This window comes from Pseudomonas reidholzensis, from assembly GCF_900536025.1.
GTDB lineage: Bacteria > Pseudomonadota > Gammaproteobacteria > Pseudomonadales > Pseudomonadaceae > Aquipseudomonas > Aquipseudomonas reidholzensis.
This window is the reverse complement of the sequence record NZ_UNOZ01000013.1, coordinates 393,205-417,703: the sequence shown is the minus strand read 5'-3', so window position 1 is coordinate 417,703 and position 24,499 is coordinate 393,205. Positions and strand designations below refer to the sequence as shown.

The following is a 24,499-nucleotide window of genomic DNA, read 5'->3' as shown; positions in this document are numbered from 1 at the left end:
ACGAAAAAGCCGAGCGCCGCCGCGTGCTAGAAGGCGTCGCCGGGTACCCGCACCCAGCCTTCCATCAACACGCGCGCGCTGCGGCTCATGATTGCCTTGGTCACGCGCCACTGGCCATCGACCTGGCGCGCCTCGGCGCCGACGCGCAAGGTGCCGGACGGATGGCCGAAGCGAACGGCACTGCGCGGCTCACCGCCGGCAGCCAGGTTGACCAGGGTGCCGGGGATCGCCGCGGCGGTACCGATGGCCACCGCCGCGGTGCCCATCATGGCGTGGTGCAGCTTGCCCATGGACAGCGCGCGCACCAGCAGGTCGATGTCGGCAGCCGCCACGGCCTTGCCGCTGGACGCGGTGTAGCCGACCGGCGGGGCGACGAAGGCGACCTTGGGCGTGTGCTGACGCTGGGCGGCATCGTCGACATGGCCGATCAACCCCATGCGCACTGCACCGTAGGCACGAATCGCCTCGAACCGCGCCAGCGCTTGCGGGTCGCCGTTGATCGCGTCCTGCAGCTCGCTGCCGCTGTAGCCGAGGTCGGCGGCGTTGACGAAGATGGTCGGGATACCCGCATTGATCATAGTCGCCTGGAACGTGCCGACACCGGGCACCAGCAGTTCGTCGACCAGCTTGCCGGTGGGGAACATCGCCCCGCCGTCGCCGTCTTCGTCGGCCGCCGGGTCGAGAAACTCCAGCTGCACCTCGGCGGCCGGGAAGGTCACCCCGTCGAGCTCGAAGTCGCCGGTCTCCTGCACTTCACCGTCACTGATCGGCACGTGGGCGATGATCGTCTTGGCGATGTTGGCCTGCCAGATGCGCACCGTGGCGATGCCGTTGCGCGGGATGCGCGCGGGGTCGACCAGGCCGCTGCTGATGGCGAACGAGCCGACGGCGGCGGAGAGGTTGCCGCAGTTGCCGCTCCAGTCGACGAAGGCCTTGTCGATGGCGACCTGGCCGAACAGGTAGTCGACGTCGTGGTCTGGGCGGGTGCTGGGGGCGAGGATCACGGTCTTGCTGGTACTGGAGGTGGCGCCACCCATGCCGTCGATCTGCTTGCCGTAGGGGTCGGGGCTGCCGATGACCCGCAACAGCAGTGCGTCGCGGGCCGGGCCGGGTTGCTGGGCGCGCTCGGGGAGGTCTTGCAGGCGGAAGAACACGCCTTTGCTGGTGCCGCCACGCAGGTAGGTGGCGGGGATTTTGATCTGCGCTGCATGTGCCATGGGTCTGTCCTGATCATTCTGTTGTGCATCTGGGGCCGCTTTGCGGCCCTTCGCGGGTAAACCCGCTCCCACAGGGATCGCTCAAAACTCTGTGGGAGCGGGTTTACCGGGACGCCGGACCGCCGCGAAGGGCTGCAAAGCAGCCCCCGCCGTTACGCGGTCGCTTCGAGGAAGTCCTGGGCGAAGCGCTGTAGCACCCCGCCCGCTTCGTAGATCGACACTTCTTCAGCCGTGTCCAGCCGGCAGGTCACCGGCACCTCGAGCTGCTCGCCATTGCGTCGCGTGACCACCAGGGTCAACGTCGCCCGTGGCGTGCGCTGGCCTATCACGTCGTAGCACTCGCTGCCATCCAGGCCCAGGGTGGTACGGTCGGTGCCGGGTTTGAACTCCAGCGGCAACACACCCATGCCGACCAGGTTGGTGCGGTGAATCCGCTCGAAGCCTTCGGCGACGATCGCCTCGACCCCGGCCAGGCGCACGCCCTTGGCCGCCCAGTCGCGCGACGAACCCTGGCCGTAGTCGGCACCCGCAACAATGATCAGCGGCTGCTTGCGCGCCATGTAGGTCTCGATCGCCTCCCACATGCGTGTCACCTTGCCCTCCGGCTCGAGCCGGGTCAGCGAACCCTGCTTCACGCTGCCGTCGTCCTTGCGCACCATTTCGTTGAACAGTTTGGGGTTGGCGAAGGTCGCCCGCTGAGCGGTCAGGTGATCGCCGCGGTGGGTCGCGTAAGAGTTGAAGTCCTCTTCGGGGAGGCCCATCTTCGCCAGGTATTCCCCAGCGGCGCTGTCGAGCATGATCGCGTTGGAAGGTGACAGGTGATCGGTGGTGATGTTGTCCGGCAGCACGGCCAGCGGGCGCATGCCGCGCAGGGTGCGTTCGCCGGCCAGGGCGCCTTCCCAGTACGGCGGACGGCGGATATAGGTGCTCATCGGGCGCCAGTCATACAGCGGTGGGACCTTCGGCCCCTTGTCTTCCTCGATGGCGAACATCGGGATGTAGACCTTGCGGAACTGCTCTGGCTTGACCGCCGCACGCACCACGGCGTCGATTTCTTCGTCGCTCGGCCAGATGTCCTTGAGGCGGATCTCCTTGCCGTCGACCACGCCCAGCACATCCTTCTCGATGTCGAAGCGAATGGTCCCGGCGATGGCGTAGGCCACTACCAGCGGCGGCGAGGCGAGGAAGGCCTGCTTGGCATAGGGGTGAATGCGCCCGTCGAAGTTGCGGTTGCCCGAGAGCACGGCGGTGGCGTACAGGTCGCGGTCGATGATTTCTTGCTGGATCTGCGGGTCGAGCGCGCCCGACATGCCGTTGCAGGTGGTGCAGGCAAAGGCGACGATGCCAAAGCCCAGTTGCTCCAGCTCCTGCTCCAGCCCCGCTTCCTGCAGATAGAGCTTGACCGCTTTCGAGCCCGGCGCCAGCGACGACTTGACCCACGGCTTGCGGGTCAGGCCCAGGCGGTTGGCGTTGCGCGCCATCAGCCCGGCGGCAATCACGTTGCGCGGGTTGCTGGTGTTGGTGCAACTGGTGATGGCGGCGATGATCACCGCGCCGTCGGGCATCTGCCCAGGCACGTCTTCCCAGGCGCCAGCGATGCCCTTGGCAGCGAGGTCGCTGGTGGCGACGCGGGCGTGCGGGTTGGACGGGCCCGCCATGTTGCGCACCACGCTCGACAGGTCGAAGCTCAGCCCGCGCTCGTACTCGGCGTTGACCAGGCTGTCAGCCCACAGGCCGGTGACCTTGGCGTAGGTCTCGACCAGCTTGACCTGCTGTTCTTCACGGCCGGTCAGGCGCAGGTAGTCGATGGTCTGCTGGTCGATGGCGAACATCGCGGCGGTGGCACCGTATTCCGGGGCCATGTTGGAGATGGTCGCGCGGTCGCCCAGGGTCAGCGCGCGGGCGCCCTCACCGTGGAACTCGAGGTAGGCACCGACGACTTTCTGCTGACGGAGGAACTCGGTCAGGGCCAGCACCAGGTCGGTGGCGGTGATGTTCGGTTGCAGGCGACCGGTCAGCTCGACGCCGACGATTTCCGGAAGGCGCATCCACGAGGCCCGGCCGAGCATGACGTTCTCGGCTTCGAGGCCACCGACGCCGATGGCGATCACGCCCAGCGCATCGACATGCGGGGTGTGGCTGTCGGTGCCGACGCAGGTGTCCGGGTAGGCCACGCCGTGGTCGCTGTGGATCACCGGCGACATTTTCTCCAGGTTGATCTGGTGCATGATGCCGTTGCCGGGCTGGATCACGTCGACGTTCTTGAAGGCCTTCTTGGTCCAGTTGATGAAATGGAAGCGGTCTTCGTTGCGGCGGTCTTCGATGGCGCGGTTCTTGTCGAACGCCTGCGGGTCGAAGCCCCCGCATTCGACCGCCAGCGAGTGATCGACGATCAGCTGCACCGGCACCACCGGGTTGACCTGGGCGGGGTCGCCGCCCCTGTCGGCAATCGCATCGCGCAGGCCGGCCAGGTCGACCAGCGCGGTCTGGCCGAGGATGTCGTGGCAGACCACGCGGGCCGGAAACCACGGGAAGTCGAGGTCGCGCTTGCGCTCGATCAGCTGCAGCAGGGAGGCGTCGAGGGTGGCCGGGTCGCAGCGTCGCACGAGGTTTTCGGCGAGCACCCGGGAGGTGTACGGCAGGCCGTCGTAGGCACCGGGCTTGAGAGCCTCGACCGCGGCGCGGGTGTCGAAGTAGTCCAGGTCTGAGCCTGGCAGGGGCTTGCGGAAGGCTGTGTTCATCATTATTAGTCAGGCTCGGTCACGGTGTTCAGTGGACGGTGCGGCGCTTGTCAGCGGGGCCGCTTCGCGGCCCATTCGCGACACAAGGCCGCTCCCACAAGGTTCGTGCATGCCGCAGGTCTGCTCAGCGACGCAAAAACCCTGTGGGAGCGGCCTTGCGTCGCGATGGGCTGCAAGGCAGCCCCAGGATCTTCAGTTCAGCGCTGCTCGATCGGCACGAATGCGCGCTGCTCGACGCCGACATACTCGGCGCTCGGACGAATGATGCGGTTGTTGGCGCGCTGCTCGAACACATGCGCGGCCCAGCCGGTCAGGCGCGAGCAGACGAAGATCGGCGTGAACAGCTTGGTCGGGATGCCCATGAAGTGATATGCCGAGGCATGGTAGAAGTCGGCGTTGGGGAACAAGCGCTTCTGCTCCCACATGGTCTTGTCGATGGCCTCGGAGACCGGGTACAGCACCCGGTCACCACACTCATCAGCGAGCTGCTTGGCCCAGCCCTTGATCACTTCGTTGCGCGGGTCGGACTCTTTATAGATCGCATGGCCAAAGCCCATGATCTTGTCCTTGCGCTCGAGCATGCGCAGCAACTCGGCGGTGGCCTCCTGCGGGCTCTGGAAACGCTCGATCAGCTCCATCGCCGCTTCGTTGGCGCCGCCGTGCAGCGGGCCGCGCAGCGAGCCGATGGCCGCGGTGATGCACGAGTACAGGTCGGACAGGGTCGAGGCGCAGACCCGCGCGGTGAAGGTCGAGGCGTTGAACTCGTGCTCGGCGTAGAGGATCAGCGAGACGTTCATCACCTTGACGTGCAGCTCGCTCGGCTTCTTGCCGTGCAGCAGGTGCAGGAAGTGCCCGCCCGGGGTGTCCTCGTCACTGTTGCACTCGATGCGCACACCGTGGTGGCTGAAGCGGTACCAGTAGCACATCACCGCCGGGAACAGCGCCAGCAGGCGATCGGTCTTGCCGTGCTGGGCGTCGAAGGTCAGCTCCGGCTCTAGGGTGCCGAGCACCGAGCAGCCGGTGCGCATCACGTCCATCGGGTGGGCGTCCCGCGGGATGCGCTCGAGCACTTCCTTGAGCCCCTGCGGCAGGTCGCGCAGGCCTTTGAGACGGGTCTTGTATTCCGCCAGCTGGGCCTGGCTCGGCAGTTCGCCGTACAGCAGCAGGTAGGCGACTTCTTCGAATTCGGCCTGTTTTGCCAGGTCGCGCACGTCATAGCCGCGGTAGGTCAGGCCGGCGCCGGCCTGGCCCACGGTCGACAGCGCGGTCTGGCCGGCCACCTGGCCACGCAGGCCTGCGCCACTGAGTACTTTTGCTTCGGCCATTGTGTTTCTCCTTTATTGAACTTGTTATGGAAGGTCCGGCTAATCAACTGTATCTGGGTGGTCTTCTTCGCGGGTAAACCCGCTCCTACAGAGACCGCATCGGCAGCACCCGACCTGCTAGGAGCGGGTTTACCCGCGAAGAGGCCGGCACTGCGAGCACGATTCAACCTTTCTTCTGGGCGAACAACGCGTCGAGGCTCTGCTCGAAGGCGTGGTAACCGATGGCATCGTAGAGCTCCATGCGGGTCTGCATGGTGTCGACCACGTTTTGCTGGGTGCCGTCGCGGCGCAGCGCGGTGTAGACGTTTTCGGCCGCCTTGTTCATCGCCCGGAACGCCGACAGCGGGTAGAGCACCAGCGACACGTCGACCGAGGCCAGCTGTTCGGTGGTGTACAGCGGAGTCGCGCCGAATTCGGTGATGTTGGCCAGGATCGGTGCGCGCACCCGGTCGGCAAAGGTCTTGTACATCTGCAGTTCGGTGATCGCTTCGGGGAAGATCATGTCGGCCCCCGCCTCGACGCAGGCAGCGGCGCGGTCGAGGGCGGCGTTCAGGCCTTCTACCGCGAGGGCGTCGGTGCGCGCCATGATCACGAAGCTGTCGTCCAGGCGCGCGTCCACCGCGGCCTTGATGCGGTCGACCATCTCCTGCTGGGAGACGATCTCTTTGTTTGGCCGGTGCCCGCAGCGCTTGGCGCCGACCTGGTCTTCGATGTGGATCGCCGCAGCGCCGAACTTGTTCATCGAGCGCACGGTGCGCGCCACGTTGAACGCCGAGGCGCCAAAGCCGGTGTCGACATCCACCAGCAGTGGCACGTCGCACACGTCGGTGATCCGCCGCACGTCGGTAAGCACGTCATCGAGGTTGCTGATGCCCAGGTCAGGCAGGCCCAGCGAACCCGCCGCGACGCCGCCACCGGAGAGGTAGATGGCCTTGAAGCCGGCGCGTTGCGCCAGCAGGGCGTGGTTGGCGTTGATCGCCCCGACCACCTGCAGCGGATGTTCGGCGGCGACCGCGTCACGGAAACGTTGGCCGGGCGTGCTCTTCACAGTCATGACTCACCTCGTGGGCTATTGTTGTCTGCGCCCTGATAGTGGCGCGCGATATTGCGTTTGGATGCGCCGATGTGGCGGCGCATGAGGAGTTCAGCCAGCTCGCCATCACGCTCGGCGATCGCATCGAGAATCCGGTGGTGCTCGGCGAACGCCTGGTGCGGGCGGTTGGGCGTGGCGGAAAACTGGATGCGGTACATGCGCACCAGCTGGTACAGCTCGCCGCAGAGCATCTTCACCAGGGTCTGGTTGCCGCTGCCCTGGATGATCCGGTAATGGAAGTCGTAGTCGCCTTCCTGCTGGTAATAGCCGAGCCCGGCCTGGAAGGCGGCGTCGCGCTCGTGGGTGTCGAGCACCCGGCGCAGCTCGTCGATTTCGGCGACGCTCATGCGCTCGGCGGCCAGCCGGCAGGCCATGCCCTCGAGCGACTCGCGGATCTCGTACAGCTCGATCAGCTCGGCATGGCTCAGCGAAACTACCCGCGCGCCGACGTGCGGCACCCGCACCAGCAGGCGCTGACCTTCGAGGCGGTGGATGGCCTCGCGCAGCGGCCCGCGGCTGATGCCATAGGTGCGCGCCAGCTCAGGCTCGGAGATCTTGCTGCCTGGGGCGATGTCGCCTTTGACGATAGCCGCCTGGATGCGCCGGAAGACATTCTCGGAAAGGGTTTCCGATTCTTCCGGCAGCGTGGCGGGGGCCTGGGTTACGTCCAGCATATTGTCGACACCTTTGGTTTCACTAGTGGCAAAACTAGCTAAAAGCAGGTCCTGAGTCAAAGACAAAATGCATATTGTCGACAATCTACTAATAACGAACTTACCCGGCGCCAGCGCTGTCAGATTGCGACCCGCTGGCGTCAACACATCGGCGTGATAGAATGCCGCGCTTCCCGAGGGAGTATGAATAGCGTGTCTGTCATCCCTGCAGGGCATTGATAGATTAACGAGGATGCTTGGCCAGTCGCCTTGCCCTGAAACCCGCACAGCACCGCGCCAGGATTTATGAGACTTACACCCGTTTTATTGTTGCTCTGCCTCGCCCTGCTGCCGGCCCTTGGCCAGGCGGCGGAGAAGTCCGTGTACGGCCTGAACGAATACGCCCGCCTCAACGACCTCGACCTGGAGGTGGCGGCCAAGCTCGACACCGGCGCCAAGACCGCCTCGCTGAGTGCCCGCGACATCAAGCGCTTCAAGCGCAATGGCGAGAGCTGGGTGCGCTTCTACCTGGCCATCGACGCCGCGCACTCGCACCCGATCGAACGGCCCTTGGCCCGAGTCAGCAAGATCAAGCGCCGCGCCGGCGATTACGACGCGGAAGAAGGCAAGGCGTATACCGCGCGCCCGGTCATCGAACTGAACATTTGCATGGGCCGAGCCCTGCGCACCATCGAAGTCAACCTCACCGACCGCAGCGCGTTCCAGTTCCCGCTGCTGATCGGCTCCGAGGCCTTGAAAGACTTCGACGCGCTGGTCGACCCCAGCCTCAAATACGCGGCCGGCAAACCTGCCTGTGCCACCGACGCTCCTAAAGCAGAGTAATCCCGATGCGCTCTCTTACCCTTCACCTCAAAGTCCTCATCACCGTCCTGGTGCTGCTGGGCGTGGCGGTCACGGCCTATCAGATCTTCTTTCTCGGCATCCCGGTGACCGAAGACGAGACCGACGACTTGTGGAACATCGACGCCAAGGTCGAGTTCGTCGCCAGTGCCAAGGACCCGGTCAAGGTGCAGATGTTCGTGCCCCCGCTGAGCCGCGACTACGTCAGCCTCAACGAGAGCTTTATCTCCAACAACTACGGGGTGAGCGTCAACCGCACCGACGGCAACCGCAAGGTGACCTGGTCGGCGCGTCGCGCCAGCGGCAACCAGACGCTGTACTACCGCCTGGTGCTGACCAAGCGCTACAGCAATGAAAAGACCACCATCAAAGGCCCGACCTTCCGTGACAGCCTGGCGGTCGAAGGCCCCGAGAAGATCGCCGCCGAAGCCCTGATGGCGCCGATCCGCCAGCACTCGGCCGACGTCGAGACGTTTGTCGGCGAGACCATCAAGCGGGTCAACAACCTCAATGACGACAACGTCAAGCTGCTGCTGGCCGGCGACACTTCGGCGCTGAACAAGGCCAAGATCATCGACCTGCTGCTGTCCATCGCCCACGTGCCGATGGAAAAGGTGCACACCATCCGCCTGGTCGCCGACACCCCGCAGACCCCTGAACTGTGGCTGCGCAGTTTCAACGGCAACGACTGGCTGTACTTCAACCCGGACACCGGCGAGCAGGGCCTGCCCAGCGACCGCCTGCTGTGGTGGACCGGCGATGACAACCTGATCACCGTCGATGGCGGCAAGAAAGCCAACGTCACCTTCAGCATGAACAACAGCGAGATGAACGCCATCCGCCTGGCCAAGCTGACCGACGAGAACACCGACGCCGACTTCCTCGAATACTCGCTGTACGGCCTGCCGCTGCAGACCCAGCAGACCTTCATGATCATGGTGATGATCCCGATCGGCGTGCTGGTGATCCTGGTCCTGCGCAACCTGATCGGCATCCAGACCCTGGGTACCTTCACCCCGGTACTGATCGCCCTGGCCTTCCGCGAGACCCAGCTGGGCTTCGGCATCATGCTGTTTACCGTGATCACCGCACTCGGCCTGTCGCTACGCTCGTACCTCGAACACCTGAAGCTGCAGATGCTGCCACGGCTGTCGGTGGTGCTGACCTTCGTCGTGGTACTGATCGCCGCCATCAGCCTGTTCAGCCACAAGCTGGGCCTGGAGCGCGGCCTGTCGGTGGCGCTGTTCCCGATGGTGATCCTGACCATGACCATCGAACGCCTGTCGATCACCTGGGAAGAACGTGGCGGTGGCCATGCCATGAAAGTCGCCATCGGCACCCTGTTCGCCGCCTCGCTGGCGCACCTGCTGATGATGGTGCCGGAGCTGGTGTACTTCGTCTTCACCTTCCCGGCGGTGCTGCTGGTGCTGGTGGGCTTCATGCTGGCGATGGGTCGCTACCGCGGCTACCGCCTGACCGAGCTCGTACGCTTCAAGGCATTCCTGAAGAAGGCTGACGCCTGATGTTTGGCCTGATCAAGACGTGGAAAGCCCTGGAGGCCCGGGGCATCATGGGTATCAACCGGCGCAATGCGGACTACGTCCTCAAGTACAACAAGCGCAATTTGTACCCGATCGTCGACGACAAGATCATCACCAAGGAGCGCGCGATCAAGGCCGGCATTCATGTGCCGGAAATGTACGGCGTGATCGAGACCGAGAAGCAGATCGACAAGCTCCACGAGATCATCGGCGGGCGCAGCGACTTCGTCATCAAGCCGGCGCAGGGCGCTGGCGGTGACGGCATCCTGGTGATCGCCGACCGCTTCGAAGACCGCTACCGTACGGTGTCGGGCAAGATCATCAGCCACGAGGAAATCGAACACCAGGTGTCGAGCATCCTCACGGGCCTGTACTCGCTGGGCGGCCACCGCGACCGGGCGCTGATCGAGTACCGGGTGACCCCGGACCAGATCTTCAAGAGCATCAGCTACGAGGGCGTGCCGGACATCCGCATCATCGTCCTGATGGGCTACCCGGTGATGGCCATGCTGCGCTTGCCGACCCGCCAGTCGGGCGGCAAGGCCAACCTGCACCAGGGCGCCATCGGCGTCGGTGTCGACCTGGCGACCGGCGTGACCTTGCGCGGCACCTGGCTGAACAACATCATCAGCAAGCACCCGGACACCACCAACGCGGTGGACGGCGTGCAGCTGCCCAACTGGGACGGCTTCATGAAGCTGGCGGCCGGTTGTTATGAGTTGTGCGGCCTGGGTTACATCGGCGTCGACATGGTCCTGGACCAGGACAAGGGGCCGTTGATTCTCGAGCTCAATGCGCGCCCGGGGCTGAACATCCAGATCGCCAACGACTGCGGCCTGACCCAGCGTACGCACGCCATCGAGGCGCACCTGGAAGCGCTGGCCAAGGATGGCCTGAGCGAAGACGCCGATCAGCGGGTCAAGGTTGCCCAAGGCCTGTTCGGGCACGTGCCTTCGCGGTGAATTCTGGGGCTGCTGCGCAGCCCTTTCGCGACACAAGGCCGCTCCCACAAGGTCCGCGCTGATCCAATCGTAGCGCGGTCCCTGTGGGAGCGGCCTTGTGTCGCGATAGGGCCGCAAAGCGGCCCCAATGCAGCAAACACGGATTTCAATGTCGCACCCAGTGCTAGGCCCTTTTCCTACAGCGCATTACAATCCCCTCCTCGCTTTTCAACGCCGCCCACTCGCATGCCGACCTGTACGCTCCACCCCCTGCCCTACCAAGCCGACCCCGCCGCCTACTTCGCTCGCCTGCGCACTGCGCCGGGTGCGATCCTGCTCGACAGCGCCCGCCCAGGTGCCGAGCGCGGCCGTTTCGACCTGCTCAGCGCCTGGCCGATCGAACACCTGCAAGCCGAGCCCAACGAGGACGGGCGAGATTACCTCCAGCGCCTGCGCGCCAGCCTGCACCAGCTGGGCCGTGCCGAGCTGCCCAGCGGCATCGAACTGCCCTTCGCCGGCGGCCTGATCGGCTACCTCAGCTACGACTTCGGCCGGCGCCTGGAGCACCTGCCCAGCCAGGCCCAGGACGACCTCGGCCTGCCTGACGCACAACTCGGCCTGTACGCCTGGGCGCTGGTCACTGACCACCACCTGCGCAGTAGCCAACTGGTGTTCCACCCGAGCCTCGCTGAAACCGAACGGCAGCGCCTGCGCAGCCTGTTCCAGACCCCGATGAGCGATGACAGCGGCGACTTCCAGCTGCGCTCGCCGATGCGCGGTGACCTGACCCCAGCCCAGTACCGCAGCGCATTCGACCAGGTGCAGCAGTACATCCAGGCCGGCGACTGCTACCAGATCAACCTCACCCAACGCTTCCGTGCACCCTGCCAAGGCGACCCGTGGCGGGCCTACCAGGCCCTGCGCAAGGCCTGCCCGACGCCGTTTTCCGGCTACCAGCAACTGGCCGACGGCAGCGCGCTGCTGAGCTTTTCGCCGGAGCGCTTCGTCCGGGTCAGCCAGGGCCAGGTCGAAACCCGGCCGATCAAGGGCACCCGGCCGCGCGCCAGCGACCCCGAACAGGACGCACGCAACGCCGCCGAGCTGCGCGCCAGCCCCAAGGATCGCTCGGAAAACCTGATGATCGTCGACCTGCTGCGCAACGACCTGGGGCGCACTTGCGAGATCGGCACGGTGCGGGTGCCGGAGCTGTTCAGCCTGGAAAGCTACCCCAACGTGCACCACCTGGTCAGCAGCATCACCGGGCGCCTGGCGGCTGGCAAGGACGCGCTCGACCTGATCGGCGACAGCTTCCCCGGCGGGTCGATCACCGGCGCGCCGAAGATCCGTGCCATGCAGATCATCGACCAGCTCGAGCCAACGCGACGGGCGCTGTACTGCGGGTCGCTGCTGTACCTCGACGTGCGCGGCGAGATGGACAGCTCGATCGCCATTCGCAGCCTGCTGATCAAGGACGGCCAGGCCAGCTGCTGGGGCGGCGGCGCGGTGGTGGCGGATTCGCAGTGGGAGGCGGAATATGAAGAGTCGATCGCCAAGGTTCGGGTGTTGATGGAAACGCTGCAGGGCCTCTGATCCGCGATTTTTTGTTACCATTTGCCCATTACGAGCGCACAGCGCCATACACACGATGGAAACCGCCTGATGAGCCAAGCCTTCGACGTCGCCGCCCTGGCCGCGACCTATGCCAACAAGTCCCCGCAGGACATCCTCAAGCTCGCCTTCGAGCACTTCGGCGACGATTTGTGGATCTCCTTCAGCGGCGCCGAAGACGTGGTGCTGGTGGACATGGCCTGGAAACTCAACAAGCAGGTCAAGGTCTTCAGCCTCGACACCGGCCGCCTGCACCCGGAGACCTACCGGTTCATCGACCAGGTCCGCGAGCAGTACAACTTGCCGATCGAGCTGCTCAGCCCGGATCGCGCCAAGCTCGACCCGTTCGTCCAGGAGAAGGGCCTGTTCAGCTTCTACAAGGACGGCCACGGCGAATGCTGCGGGATCCGCAAGATCGAGCCGCTGCGGCGCAAGCTGTCCACGGTCAGCGCCTGGGCCACCGGCCAGCGCCGCGACCAGAGCCCGGGCACGCGCAGCCAGGTGGCCGCACTGGAACTCGACGGCGCGTTCTCCACGCCTGAGCGCCCGCTGTACAAGTTCAACCCGCTGGCGCAGATGTCCAGCGCGGAAGTCTGGGGTTATATCCGCATGCTCGAGCTGCCCTACAACAGCCTGCACGAGCGCGGCTTCATCAGCATCGGCTGCGAGCCTTGCACCCGCCCCGTGCTGCCTAACCAGCACGAGCGCGAAGGCCGCTGGTGGTGGGAGGAGTCGACCCAGAAGGAATGCGGGCTGCACGCCGGCAACCTGATCTCCAAGGCCTGACCCGCAGGCTTCTAGAAACCGGCCCGATGGCCGGTTTTTTCATGCCCGGGCAAAAAGCCGCTTGCGCTCACGGTCTAGTGTATTGCTACACTAATACACATGGACGCCCTGACCCTGCATATCGAGCCCGCCTCGCCTGAACCCCTCTACCGCCAGATCGTCGGCCAACTCGGCCGCCTGATCAGCGCCGGCCAGTGCCCGCCCGGCACCTTGCTGCCCTCGGTACGCGAGGTGGCCGCGGCGCATGCGATCAACCCGATGACCGTGTCCAAGGCCTATGCCTTGCTCGAAGCCCAGGGCCTGCTCGAGCGCCTGCGCGGCAAAGGCATGCAGGTCGCGGCGCGCAAGCCCGGCGCCAGCACCCTGCAGACCCGCCTCGACAGCCTCGCCCCGGCGCTGCGCGACCTGGCCCGCCAGGCCCGCGAGCTGGATATCGAGCTTGCCCAGCTGGTCGATGCGCTGGCGCCACTGATGGCCGACTCCCCCACCTCGAAGGATCGAAATGACTGATACCCCACCCCTGCTCGAAGCCTGCGGGCTGACACGCCAGTTCAAGGCGCACACCGCGCTCGACGCGGTTTCACTGCGCATCGAGGCCGGCACGGTGCTCGGCCTGCTCGGACGCAATGGCGCGGGCAAAAGCACGCTGCTCGAGTGCCTGCTCGGCCTGCAACGGCCCGATGCCGGTGAGGCACGCCTGTTCGGCAAACCCGCCGCGCGCCTGGATGAAGCCGACAAGATGCAACTGACCTATGTGCCGCAACGCCTGGACGCGCTGGAGTGGGCCAAGGTCGGGCCCTGGCTGGACCTGTTCGCCAGCCTTTACCCGGGTTGGGACGGGCAGCGGGTCGAGCGACTGCTGGAGCGCTGGGCACTGGACCGCAAGCAGCAGATCAACCGTCTCTCGCCCGGCCAGCGCCAACAGCTGGCGATCATCCGTGCCCTGGCGCCGCGCCCACGCCTGCTGGTGCTCGACGAACCGGCGGCCGCCCTCGACCCGAGCGCACGCCGCGAACTGCTACGGGAAATCGTCGAGCTCTCGGGCGAGCATGGCGGCACGGTGATTTTCTCCACGCATATCCTCTCCGACCTGGAGCGGGTGGCCTCCCATGTGGCACTGCTGCACGGTGGACGCCTGCGCCTTGAGGGCGAACTCGACACCCTCAAGGACAACCTGCGCCGCCTCCACTGGCCCGCCGCGCACGCCCTGCCCGAGCACCCGCTGCCGGGCGAAAAGGCACGCCGACCGGCGGCTTCGGGAGGCTGGACGCTGCTGATCGACCAGAGCCAGTGGCACCTGCCCCTGCCCTCGCCGCCGCAGGCATTGTCGCTGGAAGACCTGTTCGTGGAGCTGACGGCATGAACGCCAACGCGCTGCGGCCACTGCTGCTGTCACCCTGGCTGTTCGGTTTTGGCGTACTGGCGCAGGCCCTGGCGCTGTGTGCGATCACCCAGCTCGGCCACGTTGGCGCGATGCGCGACGGCTCACTGCTGTGGCCCGTAGCGTGGGCCATGGTGGCCCTGCTGTGGTGGCTGCTGCATGGGCCGCGCCTGTGCAACAGCGCTGACAAGCTCTTGCGACTGCGGGCGCCCGGCGTCGCCCGAACCCTCGCGCCCGCCGTGGCCCTGCACCTCGGGCTGAGCGTAATGCTGCCGTGGGCGTGCCTACTGGTCGGAGCACCCGCCAGCGATTCGCTGCAGCTGGGCGCCGCGCTCTGGCTGGGTGCGGCACTCGGCGCCTTGATGCTGAGCCTGCCAATCTTCCTCGGCTTTGTGCCGGCCATGCTGGCCGGCTATGGCTGGCCGATGCTCGCCGACCCCGTTGCCAGCGCCGCGGCTGGCGCTGTGATCTGGCTGGTAGCGGCAGGCCTGTGGTTTACCCACGCCAGACGCCCACGTGGCCGTGACTGGATGCCCGCCGGCGCGACCTTCGAGGGCCTCGGCGCCAGCGCTCGCCACGACGCCGCGCGTGGCACGCCGCAGCCGTCGGCGGGTCGCTGCCAGGATCAGCGCCGCCTCGATAACCTCGCGGCGGTATTGGGCCGTGATTATCAGACCTTACGGCAAATCTTCGGCCGTCGGCGCTGCGCATTGTTCTATGCATGGCTGGTGGCAACCTGCGGCTTCGTGCTGTGGCTCGATCCCAGTTACGACAATGGCTTCCTGTTCGCCGGCCCGATCTTCTGCCTGGTCTTCGTACCGCTGCAGGCACCCAAGGCGCTTGCGCGGCTGCACAACCAGCGGCGTGCGTGCTGGGCCGACCTGCAATTGCTGGCAGGCCTGCCTCCTGCGGAGCAACTGCAGGCGGCGGTCATGCGTCAAGTGCGCTTGACCATTGCCGAACGCTGCCTGGCCATGGCCGCCCTGGCACTGTGCATGGGCGCTGACCGCATCGCCCAGGATGGGCGCTGGGCGCTGTTCGTGATCGGCTTCAGCCTGCTGGTCTGGGGCTGCGGGCAAGGCTTGGCACGGCTGGCATGGCGCGGCACGCTGGGCAGCGTGGCGCTCAACGTGATCAACGCGGTGATGATGCTGGCGGGGATCATCACCTGCGTGCTGTGGGTGGCATAGCGGTCGTTGACTGGCAGTTCCGGCCTCTTCGCGGGGCAAGCCCGCTCCCACAGGATCTCCGCTGACCGAAGGGGCGACGCTATCCTGTGGGAGCGGCGGTGCGCCGATGCGACTTGCCCCGCGAAGAGGGCCGAGCTTGCACCTAAACACCCATGAAAAAACCGGCCTAGGCCGGTTTTTTTGTGAAGCGTGGGGATCAGTGCACCGGCAGCTCGACGCCGTGGAACAGCTCTTCGAGCTCTTGCTTGTTGTGGCACTGGATGGCCTTGGCCATCACTTCACGGGTCAGGTGCGGTGCGAACTTCTCGATGAAGTCGCACATGAAGCCGCGCAGGAAGGTGCCACGGCGGAAGCCGATCTTGGTCACGCTGGCTTCGAACAGTTCGCTGGCATCCAACGCCACCAGGTCGCTGTCGAGCTTGGCGTCGACCGCCATGCCGGCAACGATACCCACGCCCAGGCCCAGGCGCACATAGGTCTTGATCACGTCGGCGTCGGCGGCGGTGAACACCACTTTCGGGGTGAGGCCACGGTGATTGAACGCCTCGTCCAGTTTCGACCGACCGGTGAAACCGAAGACGTAGGTGACGATCGGGTACTCGGCCACCGCTTCCAGGGTCAGCTTCGGCAGCTTGGCCAGCGGGTGGCCCTGCGGTACCACCACGCAGCGGTTCCACTTGTAGCACGGCATCATGATCAGGTCGCCGAACAGCTCCAGGGCCTCGGTGGCAATGGCGAAATCGACGGTGCCGTCAGCGGCCATCTCGGCGATCTGCATCGGCGAGCCCTGGTGCATGTGCAGCGACACGTCAGGGTACTGCTTGATGAAGCTGCTGATCACCGGCGGCAAGGCATAGCGCGCCTGGGTGTGGGTGGTGGCGATCGACAGGGTGCCCTTCTTCTCGTTGGAGAATTCCTGGGCGATCTGCTTGATGCTTTCGACCTTGCGCAGGATCTCGCCAGCGGTGTTGATGATGCGCTCGCCGGCCGGCGTGACGCGGGTCAGGTGCTTGCCGCTGCGCGCGAACACCTCGACCCCCAGCTCGTCCTCGAGCAGGCGGATCTGCTTGCTGATCCCCGGCTGAGAGGTGTACAGGCTTTGCGCTGTCGCGGAGACGTTGAGGTCGTGGTGCGCCACTTCCCAGATGTAGCGCAGTTGTTGAAGCTTCATAGGTTTCCCTCGGTTCAGCGGTAGGTCAGCAGCAGCTGGCAGCGACGATATATAACTATATTAGTGGCTTTGGTAATAAATCTAGAACTATTTTGTTACACCACTTCAGAAATAGCCTACTGCCAGCTTCACACTTTCCTACGCCCGAGATGCTGCGCCAACGGCACCATGTACACCGGCACTGGCGACAGCTGCAACAGTCGCACCGCGGTACGACCAATCGGCACATCCACCCCCGCGCCATGGGTATGGCTGCCGAAGATCAACAGGTCGACACTCAGCCGCTGGGCCTGTTCGAGGATAACCTGCGCCGGGTCGCCCTGACGCACCCGCACCGCACGGATCACCGCCAGGTCGGCCTCCTCGCCCAATTCATCACGAAAACTCTCGAGGACTTTCTGCTCGATGTTGGCCATTACCGTGTTCACGCCCTGGCTGTGCAGCTTGTCCAGGGTCTGTTCGTCCAGGTAGCTCTGCAGCAGGGACTCGGCGAACTGGCCCATGGGCTCGACGGCGTGGATCACATACAGCTCTGCATTGAAGGTCCGCGCCAATGCCAGCGCGTGTTGCATGACAAAGGGCGCGTAGACACCGAGGTCGGTGGCATACAGCATGGAACGGATCATTCGACCTCCTCGACTGCCGCGACGGCAGAGCAAGGTTCAGCTTAGCAGCGCCGCGGACGGCCGCCGTGCCATCCGGCGAGCAGCCCACGCGGCCACAGGCCTCGTCAGGCCTGGCGGGTGCGGCGGTCGAGGAAGGCCAGCGCCTGGTACAACATCTCCATGCGCGTCAGCGTGCAGCCGGCAGCACGCGCCCGCGCCAACGGCTCGGCATAGATCGCCTGCAGTTCCAGCGGACGCTGCTGGGCATGGTCGTGGTACATGCTCGGCCAATAGTCGGGCATCTGCTCGGTGACCCGGAACAGGTGCTCGGCATAGCCTTCGGGCAGCACCAGGCCGCACGCACGAGCACCCTCGACCACTTCGGCCATCAGCTGCTGGATCAGCAACCGGCTGTCAGCGTCGGCCATCAACGGCGTGGTACTCGCCTGCAGCAACACCGAAAGGCCGTTGTAGGGCACGTTCCACACCAGCTTCTGCCAGCGCGCCTGGTCGAGGTCGGCCATCGCCTGCGAGTCGACCCCGGCCGCCTGGAACAGCGCCGCGCCCTCCTCGACGATCGCCTGCCCGGCGTCCTCGGCAGGCCCGCTGTGGTAGCCCAGATTGACCGCGCCCAGGGCCTGATGGCGGATCACCCCCGGCGCCTCGCGGTTGACACAGATAAAGCACAGCCCGCCGAGCAGGTGCAGGTCGTCCGGTAACGCCGGGCGCAGCTGGTCTTCGACGCCGAGGCCGTTTTGCAGCAGCACCACCTTGGCCCCGGGCGCGGCCGCCTGGACGATCAACGGCGCCAGTTCGGCATTGCTGGTGGCCTTGGCCCCTACCAGCAACCAGTCACAGGCGGGCATGTCGGCGGCTGAAGCGTAGGCGTTGACCTGCAGGTGCAGCTGGCCGTGCCGCGCGCTGTCCACGCGCAAACCTTGCTCGCGCACGGCGGCGTATTCGCTACGCAGGAGGAAGTGCACATCGAAGCCGGCGCGGGCCAGCATCAGCCCGTAAAAACCGCCGATGGCGCCGCTGCCGATGATGCCGATACGCCCAGTGCGAGATTGCATGCCCTACTCCTTGTCCGATTGGCGGATTTTTCGTCCGATTTTTTTACACGTAAATCAGCCGCTTTTCGATCCTTCTCTATACTTTGGCCAATAAGGTCAAATAATCGACACGGAGTCGAGTATGTGCGGATACCTGCCTCACCCAGACGATATCCCGGTCGAATTGAGCCTGCGACCGTTCCCCAGCCTGTTTCGTCGGCATCTGCACACCCAGGGGCTGGGGGGTATCGCCTGCAACCATCCGCGCGCCTATCGCCGCGGCATGGCGATCGAGGTACTGATCCCCTCACTGGGCAGTGATGCGCGCTACCCGGGCTACGTCGCCTGGTGCCGCAAGCTCGATGACGGTTACCGCATCGGCGTGACGTTCACCGACGCCCAGGCCTTGTTCGGTGCGCGCATGGGCGAGCAGGTGTGCCAGATCCGCCATTATTGCCTGGAGCACGCGCAGGCCGAACTCGACCCGCCCACCACCGAGGCACTGGCTGCGCAGTGGGTGGGCCTGCACGCTGCCGAGTTTTCCGAAGCCAGCCTGCGGGCGGCGCAGCCCTGAAAATCCCCTGCTGCCGGTAAAAACCCCGTGCAGACTGGGGTCAGCCCATTGTCGCGCCCCCTGTAACGCGCTAAGGTTCGGCCTCCCCGCTGCGAACAATCTGCTGCTGGGCCGCACGGGGATTGCTGGCGGCCGGCACCCGTGACCTGACGAGTAACACGATGGCTGATTTACCGATCGACGACTTAAACGTTGCTTCCAACGAGACCTTGATCACCCCCGATCAGCTCAAGTCGGAGCTCCCTCTCAGCGCCAAAGCCCTGCAGACCGTGACTGCCGGCCGCGAAGTGGTGCGCAACATTCTCGACGGCAAGGACCACCGACTGTTCGTGGTGATCGGCCCCTGCTCCATCCACGACATCAAGGCGGCCCACGAGTACGCCGAGCGCCTCAAGGTGCTGGCGGCGGAAGTGTCCGACACGCTGTACCTGGTGATGCGCGTGTACTTCGAAAAACCGCGCACCACGGTCGGCTGGAAAGGCCTGATCAACGACCCGTACCTGGATGACTCGTTCAAGATCCAGGACGGTCTGCACATCGGCCGCAAGCTGCTGCTGGACCTGGCCGAAATGGGCCTGCCGACCGCCACCGAAGCGCTCGACCCGATCTCGCCGCAGTACCTGCAGGACCTGATCAGCTGGTCGGCCATCGGCGCGCGCACCACCGAATCGCAGACCCACCGCGAAATGGCCTCGGGCCTGTCGTCGGCGGTCGGTTTCAAGAACGGTACCGACGGTGGCCTGACGGTGGCGATCAACGCCCTGCAGTCGGTGTCCAAGCCGCACCGTTTCCTGGGCATCAACCAGGAAGGCGGCGTGTCGATCGTCACCACCAAGGGCAACGCCTACGGCCACGTGGTCCTGCGCGGCGGCAACGGCAAGCCCAACTATGATTCGGTCAGCGTCGCGCTGTGCGAGCAGGACCTGGCCAAGGCCAAGATCAAGGCCAACATCATGGTCGACTGCAGCCACGCCAACTCCAACAAGGACCCGGCCCTGCAGCCGCTGGTGATGGAAAACGTCGCCAACCAGATCCTCGAAGGCAACCAGTCGATCATCGGCCTGATGGTCGAAAGCCACCTGAACTGGGGCTGCCAGGCAATTCCAAAGGACCTGGCCGACCTGCAATACGGCGTCTCGGTCACCGACTCGTGCATCGACTGGAGCGCCACCGAAAAAGCCGTGCGCAGCATGCACAGCAAACTCAAAGACGTTCTGCCGCAGCGCGCTCGCGGCTGATCAAGCCCGAAACAAAAAACGCCAGGCATTGCCTGGCGTTTTTTTTGGCCTGGACCCGGGCCAAAAACTTCTCAATTGGAGGCTGCCACCCTGGATCTTGATCTTGATCTTGATCTTGATCTGGCTTGTGATCTTGATCTACAGCGACTTCAGGAGGCCGAACGGAGGTCTTGCGAAGCGAGGTGACGGCCAGGAAGGCCGGCAAGGGCTGCGGGCCAGGAAGGCCCGTACAGCCCGGTCCTCGCGGGAGCAAGACCGGAGTGAGGGAACCCGTAGCGAAGCGAAGGGTCGGATGCAGGAGCCAAGACCTTTTGGTTACTTTTGGGGCGTTTGCCAAAAGTGACCCGCCGTAAGGGCGGAAGGGGCCATCAGCCGCATCACTACAATCGGATAAGCCCCCAAACTCAAGCCTTGCTCGAATGCCGCTGCTGCCGCTCCATATACCGCTCGACATAAGAGCACGAAGGGATAACCGTATACCCCATCTCATCTGCATATTGCAGCGCCTGCTCAGTCAACGCCGCAGCAATACCCCGCCCCCGCAACGCGTTCGGCACAAAGGTGCGATAGATGTCCAGCGTCTGCTTGCCCAAGTCCATGTACGTCAGGTAGGCACGATGACCGTCCACGTTGGTCTCGAACTGATGACCGGCCTGGTCATGGTGGATGGTCAGCGCTTCGCTCATCACTACTCCTCGCAGGTCTTCTCGGCAGACCTTTACCTTAACCGATGATGTATCCGGCGGAGAAACTCTACGCCCCCCTCATGCCCCCTTCGACCGCACGCAAACCCGGTCGTTCTGTACCGCGAGCACCCTCAAATAGTAGGCGCCGCGAGCAGGATTGCTCAAGGTTTGCAGCGGCAAAAAAAAACGCGTATCCACACGCAGTGACCCGCACCACGCGCAGACTCGCAAGAGCAACCGGATGTTCTTCTGCTAAGACGCAAAATGACAGTACAAGTCACCTTTAGTTCAACAAAAAGTTCCGCTAGTACAATCGCTTGCGATCCCTGAAGGGCGTCTTCACAAAAACGCTACACAACGTGACGGCGCACCAGCGGGAACATTTTTTTTGCCGTTCTTGCGCTCTGTCAGTTTACTTACTACAAGTAATGGGTACTATGTACGCCGGCCAGTTTCTCTTTTCCGAGAGATGGCTCTTTAATAGAAAGTCCTTGAAGGGGAACACGATGAACAACGTTCTGAAATTCTCTGCTCTGGCTCTGGCCGCAGTTCTGGCTACCGGTTGCAGCAGCGTCTCCAAAGAAACCGAAGCTCGCCTGACTGCTACCGAAGACGCAGCAGCTCGCGCCCAAGCCCGTGCCGATGAAGCCTACCGTAAGGCTGACGACGCTCTGGCTGCCGCTCAAAAGGCTCAGCAAACTGCTGACGAAGCCAATGAGCGCGCTCTGCGTATGCTGGACAAAGCCAGCCGCAAGTAATAATCCTCACGGATTGTTGAGAAGCCGATCCACTCGTGGGTCGGCTTTTTTTTTTGCGTTTGTTTAGTGTAGATGCGTTGGGCGTTGGGGGCTTATCCATTTGATATGGTGGCGCTTATGGCCCCTTCCGCCCTTACGGCGGGTCACTTTTTTCTTGGAAAAAGTAACCAAAACCGCCGGCTCCCACATACGGCCCTCCGCTGCGCTGCGGGTTCCCTCACTCCGGCCTTGCTCCCGCGTGGACCGGGCTGTACGGGCCTTCCTGGCCCGCAGCCCTTGCCGGCCTTCCTGGCCGTCACCCCGCTTCGCAAGACCTCCGTTCGGCCTCCTGAGGTCGCCAAGTTTGGGGTGGCGCCTGGGCTGGCGTTATCTTCGATAGTGGCATTAGTGGTGGATATCTGATCATCGCGGGCAAGCCCGCTCCTACAAGGACCGCGCCGACCTGTAGGAGCGGGCTTGCCCGCGATGGCCGGAAGGTCAATGCACATTCTGGCGCTGCCGCGCTGTACCGCCCTTATAAACAAGCGAGAGCGCAGCGATTCGCCAGCCGTTGCCCTGGCCCTTGATCTGGCCTTTGATCTGGCTCGTGATCTTGATCTACTGCGACTTCAGGAGGCCGAACGGAGGTCTTGCGGAGCGAGGTGACGGCCAGGAAGGCCGGCAAGGGCTGCGGGCCAGGAAGGCCCGTACAGCCCGGTCCTCGCGGGAGCAAGGCCGGAGTGAGGGAACCCGCAGCGAAGCGAAGGGCCGTATGTAGGAGCAAGCGGTTTTTGGTTACTTTTTTCCAAGAAAAAAAGTGACCCGCCGTAAGGGCGGAAGGGGCCAGTGGCCGCACCACCCAAAACGGATAAGCCCAACAATCGAAACGCGCCCCCACCAGCAACTATCCCAATAATCCGTGAAGAACCTTCTTTATTGCCTGCAACACAACGTCAGGCAAAAAGCAAAAGGCCTGCACATGGCAGGCCTCAGACTCACGCAAACCGACTTACTGCAGTTCAGGCGGGATACTGCTGACCATTGGCGCAGCCCCCTCACCACTGATCGGCACGGCAATTTCAACCGGCATGCCATCTTCGGCAGCAACCACATCGCGCACCATGTCCCAGTTCATGCGCAGGTTGTTGGCCAGGTCTTCACGCTTGAGCAAGGCATTGATCACAGCGGTGTGCTTGTCTACCACCGACGGATCACCCTGATCATCGAGCGGCGTGTGAGCCTCGAGATAGACCTTGCCCGCACTCAGGCCGAACTTGTAAGGCTCGTTGATGATACGCACCGGCGTACCCACCGGGACCATCTTGGAAAGTTCCAGCACATTGTTGTTGAGCATGCGGAAGCAACCATGGCTGGTGCGCATGCCGATGCCGAACTTCTTGTTCGAACCGTGGATCAGGTAGCCCGGCACGCCGAGGGTGAACTTGAACGGCCCCAGCGGGTTGTCCGGGCCGGCCGGCACCACGCCCGGCAGGATGTCGCCGTCGGCGGCATGCTCGGCGCGGATCGAAGCCGGCGGCGTCCAGGTCGGGTTCGGCGTCTTGGCAGTGATCTTGGTGTTGGCGATCGGCGAGCCCCAGCCCTCACGACCAATCCCCAGGGGGAACGTATGCACCACGTTCTGGCCTTTCGGGAAGTAGTACAGGCGGTACTCGGCCAGGTTGATGACGATGCCTTCGCGCGGGCCCGGCGGCAACACATAGCGGGTCGGCAGGACGATCTCGGTACCGGCGCCCGGCAGCCACGGGTCGACACCCGGGTTGGCGGCGATCATCTCCAGGTAGCCCAGGTCGTTGGCGGTACCGATGTCGGCAAAGGTGTCTTCGTACTTGGCCTTGATGGTCTGCACCTGACCGACGACGTCCTCACCAGGCGGTGGCAACGGCAGTTCCAGCGCGCAGGCGGGGCCTGCTACCAGCAGGGCGGCCAGGGACAGGCTACGGGTGACGGCGGGAAAGCGCGGCAACATCCGGTAAATCCTTCGAAAGATGGGACAAGAGGATCGATTGTACACCCGCCCCGGCACCAGCGGGAGGCATCGGTCCGATGCATGCATTTCAGATGATGAAAGGCAGCCAGAGTTCCGCGCCATTGGGCCGCGCGCCGGCGCCGCCAAGCCGCGCCGATCTAGAGCTGCGGCCAGATCGGCCGGGTGCCGCGGCGCTGCGCATCGAGGATCGCCCGGCACAGCGTGCACAGGCGCCGGTCGCGGTTGATCGCCCGCGGCACCAGCGACCAGCGTGGCTGCGCCGGCAGCAACCCACCGCACAAGGTGCGGTCGACCGGCGCCCCCAGTTCCAGTTGGCGGGCTACCAGGTGGACGCGGACTTCCTGACACGCGAACAGGTCGAGCTGCTCATCGGGCTCGATCAGTTGATAGGCATACAGGGACCAGGCAGGACGCGGCATCGGGGGGTCTCGAAACGGGGGGCGCAACATTATCCGAAAGCCGCCCCCGTTTAAAGCGTCACAGCAAGGGTTTTATCGCCGGCCAGGCATTTTCCAGCAGTTGCTGCTGCGCACCCGCGGCCGGGTGAATGCCATCGGCCTGCATCAGCTCCGGCACGCCGCCCACACCTTCGAGGAAAAACGGCACCAGGGCGACCTTCTGCTGCGCGGCCAGCTGTTCATAGGCCTGGGCGAAGGCGGTGGTGTAACGCACCCCGTAGTTGGGCGGCAGGCGCATGCCGAGCAGCACCACCTTGGCCCCCGCCGCGCGGGAACGTTCTATCATCGAAGCAAGATTTTGTTGCAATTGCGCCGGAGGCTGCCCGCGCAGCCCGTCATTGCCACCCAGCTCGAGCACCACGACACTCGGCTTGTGTGCTGCAAGCAGCGCCGGCAGCCGCGCCTGGCCACCGGCACTGGTGTCGCCACTGATCGAGGCATTGACCACCTTGTCGGTGAATCCCTCGTCCTTCAGGCGCTGCTGCAGGAGGGAAACCCACCCCACCTGGGTATCCAGGCCAAAACCGGCGCTGATACTATCGCCAACCACTAGCAGTGTTCCCGCCGCCGCGCTCTGGGCCAGGCAATACAGGGCCAGACCGGCACTCAACCACCACACTCGCATTGGATTCT

At 64.5% G+C, this 24,499-nt stretch carries 23 protein-coding genes; 11 read left to right on the top strand and 12 right to left on the bottom strand.

Annotation, left to right across the window (positions count from 1 at the left end; all coding sequences use genetic code 11):
- Nucleotides 1–26 precede the first annotated feature (26 nt).
- The 5 genes from prpF to CCOS865_RS09955 form a co-directional block, all read right to left on the bottom strand.
- Nucleotides 27–1,217, bottom strand: a complete 1,191-nt coding sequence (prpF, locus tag CCOS865_RS09975; RefSeq protein ID WP_119140271.1) for a 2-methylaconitate cis-trans isomerase PrpF — start codon at nt 1,215–1,217, stop codon at nt 27–29.
- Between the two features lie 152 nt (nt 1,218–1,369).
- Nucleotides 1,370–3,958 carry a Fe/S-dependent 2-methylisocitrate dehydratase AcnD gene (gene acnD, locus CCOS865_RS09970; RefSeq protein WP_119140980.1) on the bottom strand — a complete coding sequence of 863 codons (2,589 nt, stop codon included), beginning with the start codon at nt 3,956–3,958 and terminating at the stop codon, nt 1,370–1,372.
- Between the two features lie 197 nt (nt 3,959–4,155).
- Nucleotides 4,156–5,283: a bifunctional 2-methylcitrate synthase/citrate synthase gene (prpC, locus tag CCOS865_RS09965; RefSeq protein ID WP_119140269.1), complete on the bottom strand. Its 1,128-nt coding sequence runs from the start codon at nt 5,281–5,283 to the stop codon at nt 4,156–4,158.
- A 163-nt stretch (nt 5,284–5,446) separates the two neighbouring features.
- Complete coding sequence (gene prpB / locus CCOS865_RS09960) at nt 5,447–6,337, bottom strand: methylisocitrate lyase (protein WP_119140267.1); 891 nt, start codon at nt 6,335–6,337, stop codon at nt 5,447–5,449.
- Entirely contained in the window at nt 6,334–7,050 is a 717-nt protein-coding gene (locus tag CCOS865_RS09955; RefSeq protein WP_119140265.1) for a GntR family transcriptional regulator, read from the bottom strand. The genes prpB and CCOS865_RS09955 overlap by 4 nt, the downstream gene beginning before the upstream one ends.
- A 285-nt stretch (nt 7,051–7,335) precedes the next feature.
- On the opposite strand from CCOS865_RS09955, the gene rloA reads away from it, so the two are divergent.
- The 8 genes from rloA to CCOS865_RS09915 all read left to right on the top strand — a co-directional run bounded on the left by rloA (nt 7,336) and on the right by CCOS865_RS09915 (nt 15,337).
- Nucleotides 7,336–7,872 (top strand): retropepsin-like aspartic peptidase RloA, encoded by a 537-nt coding sequence (gene rloA / locus CCOS865_RS09950; RefSeq protein ID WP_119140263.1) that lies wholly within the window; start codon nt 7,336–7,338, stop codon nt 7,870–7,872.
- Between the two features lie 5 nt (nt 7,873–7,877).
- A complete protein-coding gene (gene rloB, locus CCOS865_RS09945; protein WP_119140261.1) occupies nt 7,878–9,413 on the top strand; it encodes an osmotic stress tolerance membrane protein RloB in 1,536 nt (511 codons plus the stop codon).
- Nucleotides 9,413–10,393 (top strand): alpha-L-glutamate ligase-like protein, encoded by a 981-nt coding sequence (locus CCOS865_RS09940; RefSeq protein WP_119140259.1) that lies wholly within the window; start codon nt 9,413–9,415, stop codon nt 10,391–10,393. Before rloB ends, CCOS865_RS09940 begins: the two co-directional genes overlap by 1 nt.
- 225 nt (nt 10,394–10,618) lie before the next feature.
- Nucleotides 10,619–11,962: an aminodeoxychorismate synthase component I gene (gene pabB, locus CCOS865_RS09935; protein ID WP_119140257.1), complete on the top strand. Its 1,344-nt coding sequence runs from the start codon at nt 10,619–10,621 to the stop codon at nt 11,960–11,962.
- 69 nt (nt 11,963–12,031) lie between these two features.
- Nucleotides 12,032–12,766, top strand: a complete 735-nt coding sequence (locus CCOS865_RS09930; RefSeq protein ID WP_119140255.1) for a phosphoadenylyl-sulfate reductase — start codon at nt 12,032–12,034, stop codon at nt 12,764–12,766.
- Between the two features lie 99 nt (nt 12,767–12,865).
- Nucleotides 12,866–13,276 carry a GntR family transcriptional regulator gene (locus CCOS865_RS09925; RefSeq protein WP_119140253.1) on the top strand — a complete coding sequence of 137 codons (411 nt, stop codon included), beginning with the start codon at nt 12,866–12,868 and terminating at the stop codon, nt 13,274–13,276.
- Complete coding sequence (locus tag CCOS865_RS09920) at nt 13,269–14,129, top strand: ABC transporter ATP-binding protein (protein WP_119140251.1); 861 nt, start codon at nt 13,269–13,271, stop codon at nt 14,127–14,129. Before CCOS865_RS09925 ends, CCOS865_RS09920 begins: the two co-directional genes overlap by 8 nt.
- Nucleotides 14,126–15,337 carry a hypothetical protein gene (locus CCOS865_RS09915; RefSeq protein WP_119140249.1) on the top strand — a complete coding sequence of 404 codons (1,212 nt, stop codon included), beginning with the start codon at nt 14,126–14,128 and terminating at the stop codon, nt 15,335–15,337. The genes CCOS865_RS09920 and CCOS865_RS09915 overlap by 4 nt, the downstream gene beginning before the upstream one ends.
- Nucleotides 15,338–15,533: 196 nt before the next feature.
- On the opposite strand, the gene cysB is transcribed toward CCOS865_RS09915, so the two are convergent.
- The 3 genes from cysB to CCOS865_RS09900 all read right to left on the bottom strand — a co-directional run bounded on the left by cysB (nt 15,534) and on the right by CCOS865_RS09900 (nt 18,186).
- Nucleotides 15,534–16,508: an HTH-type transcriptional regulator CysB gene (gene cysB, locus CCOS865_RS09910; protein WP_119140247.1), complete on the bottom strand. Its 975-nt coding sequence runs from the start codon at nt 16,506–16,508 to the stop codon at nt 15,534–15,536.
- Nucleotides 16,509–16,636: 128 nt separating this feature from the next.
- Nucleotides 16,637–17,134 (bottom strand): universal stress protein, encoded by a 498-nt coding sequence (locus tag CCOS865_RS09905; RefSeq protein WP_119140245.1) that lies wholly within the window; start codon nt 17,132–17,134, stop codon nt 16,637–16,639.
- Nucleotides 17,135–17,238: 104 nt separating this feature from the next.
- A complete protein-coding gene (locus CCOS865_RS09900; RefSeq protein WP_119140243.1) occupies nt 17,239–18,186 on the bottom strand; it encodes a putative 2-dehydropantoate 2-reductase in 948 nt (315 codons plus the stop codon).
- Nucleotides 18,187–18,307: 121 nt separating this feature from the next.
- On the opposite strand from CCOS865_RS09900, the gene CCOS865_RS09895 reads away from it, so the two are divergent.
- On the top strand, nt 18,308–18,739 hold the full coding sequence (locus CCOS865_RS09895) for a PilZ domain-containing protein (RefSeq protein WP_119140241.1): 432 nt from the start codon (nt 18,308–18,310) through the stop codon (nt 18,737–18,739).
- Nucleotides 18,740–18,900: 161 nt separating this feature from the next.
- Nucleotides 18,901–19,977: a 3-deoxy-7-phosphoheptulonate synthase gene (locus CCOS865_RS09890; RefSeq protein WP_119140239.1), complete on the top strand. Its 1,077-nt coding sequence runs from the start codon at nt 18,901–18,903 to the stop codon at nt 19,975–19,977.
- 404 nt (nt 19,978–20,381) lie between these two features.
- On the opposite strand, the gene CCOS865_RS09880 is transcribed toward CCOS865_RS09890, so the two are convergent.
- Nucleotides 20,382–20,663: a GNAT family N-acetyltransferase gene (locus tag CCOS865_RS09880; protein WP_119140235.1), complete on the bottom strand. Its 282-nt coding sequence runs from the start codon at nt 20,661–20,663 to the stop codon at nt 20,382–20,384.
- Between the two features lie 506 nt (nt 20,664–21,169).
- On the opposite strand from CCOS865_RS09880, the gene oprI reads away from it, so the two are divergent.
- Nucleotides 21,170–21,421: an outer membrane lipoprotei OprI gene (oprI, locus tag CCOS865_RS09875; RefSeq protein ID WP_003259780.1), complete on the top strand. Its 252-nt coding sequence runs from the start codon at nt 21,170–21,172 to the stop codon at nt 21,419–21,421.
- Nucleotides 21,422–22,409: 988 nt separating this feature from the next.
- Here the strand turns inward: oprI and CCOS865_RS09870 are convergent.
- From CCOS865_RS09870 to CCOS865_RS09860, 3 genes are all read right to left on the bottom strand, one after another.
- Entirely contained in the window at nt 22,410–23,387 is a 978-nt protein-coding gene (locus tag CCOS865_RS09870) for a L,D-transpeptidase family protein (protein ID WP_119140233.1), read from the bottom strand.
- Nucleotides 23,388–23,545: 158 nt separating this feature from the next.
- Entirely contained in the window at nt 23,546–23,827 is a 282-nt protein-coding gene (locus CCOS865_RS09865; protein WP_119140231.1) for a hypothetical protein, read from the bottom strand.
- A gap of 58 nt (nt 23,828–23,885) precedes the next feature.
- Complete coding sequence (locus CCOS865_RS09860; RefSeq protein ID WP_167469039.1) at nt 23,886–24,491, bottom strand: arylesterase; 606 nt, start codon at nt 24,489–24,491, stop codon at nt 23,886–23,888.
- Between the last annotated feature and the right edge of the window lie 8 nt (nt 24,492–24,499).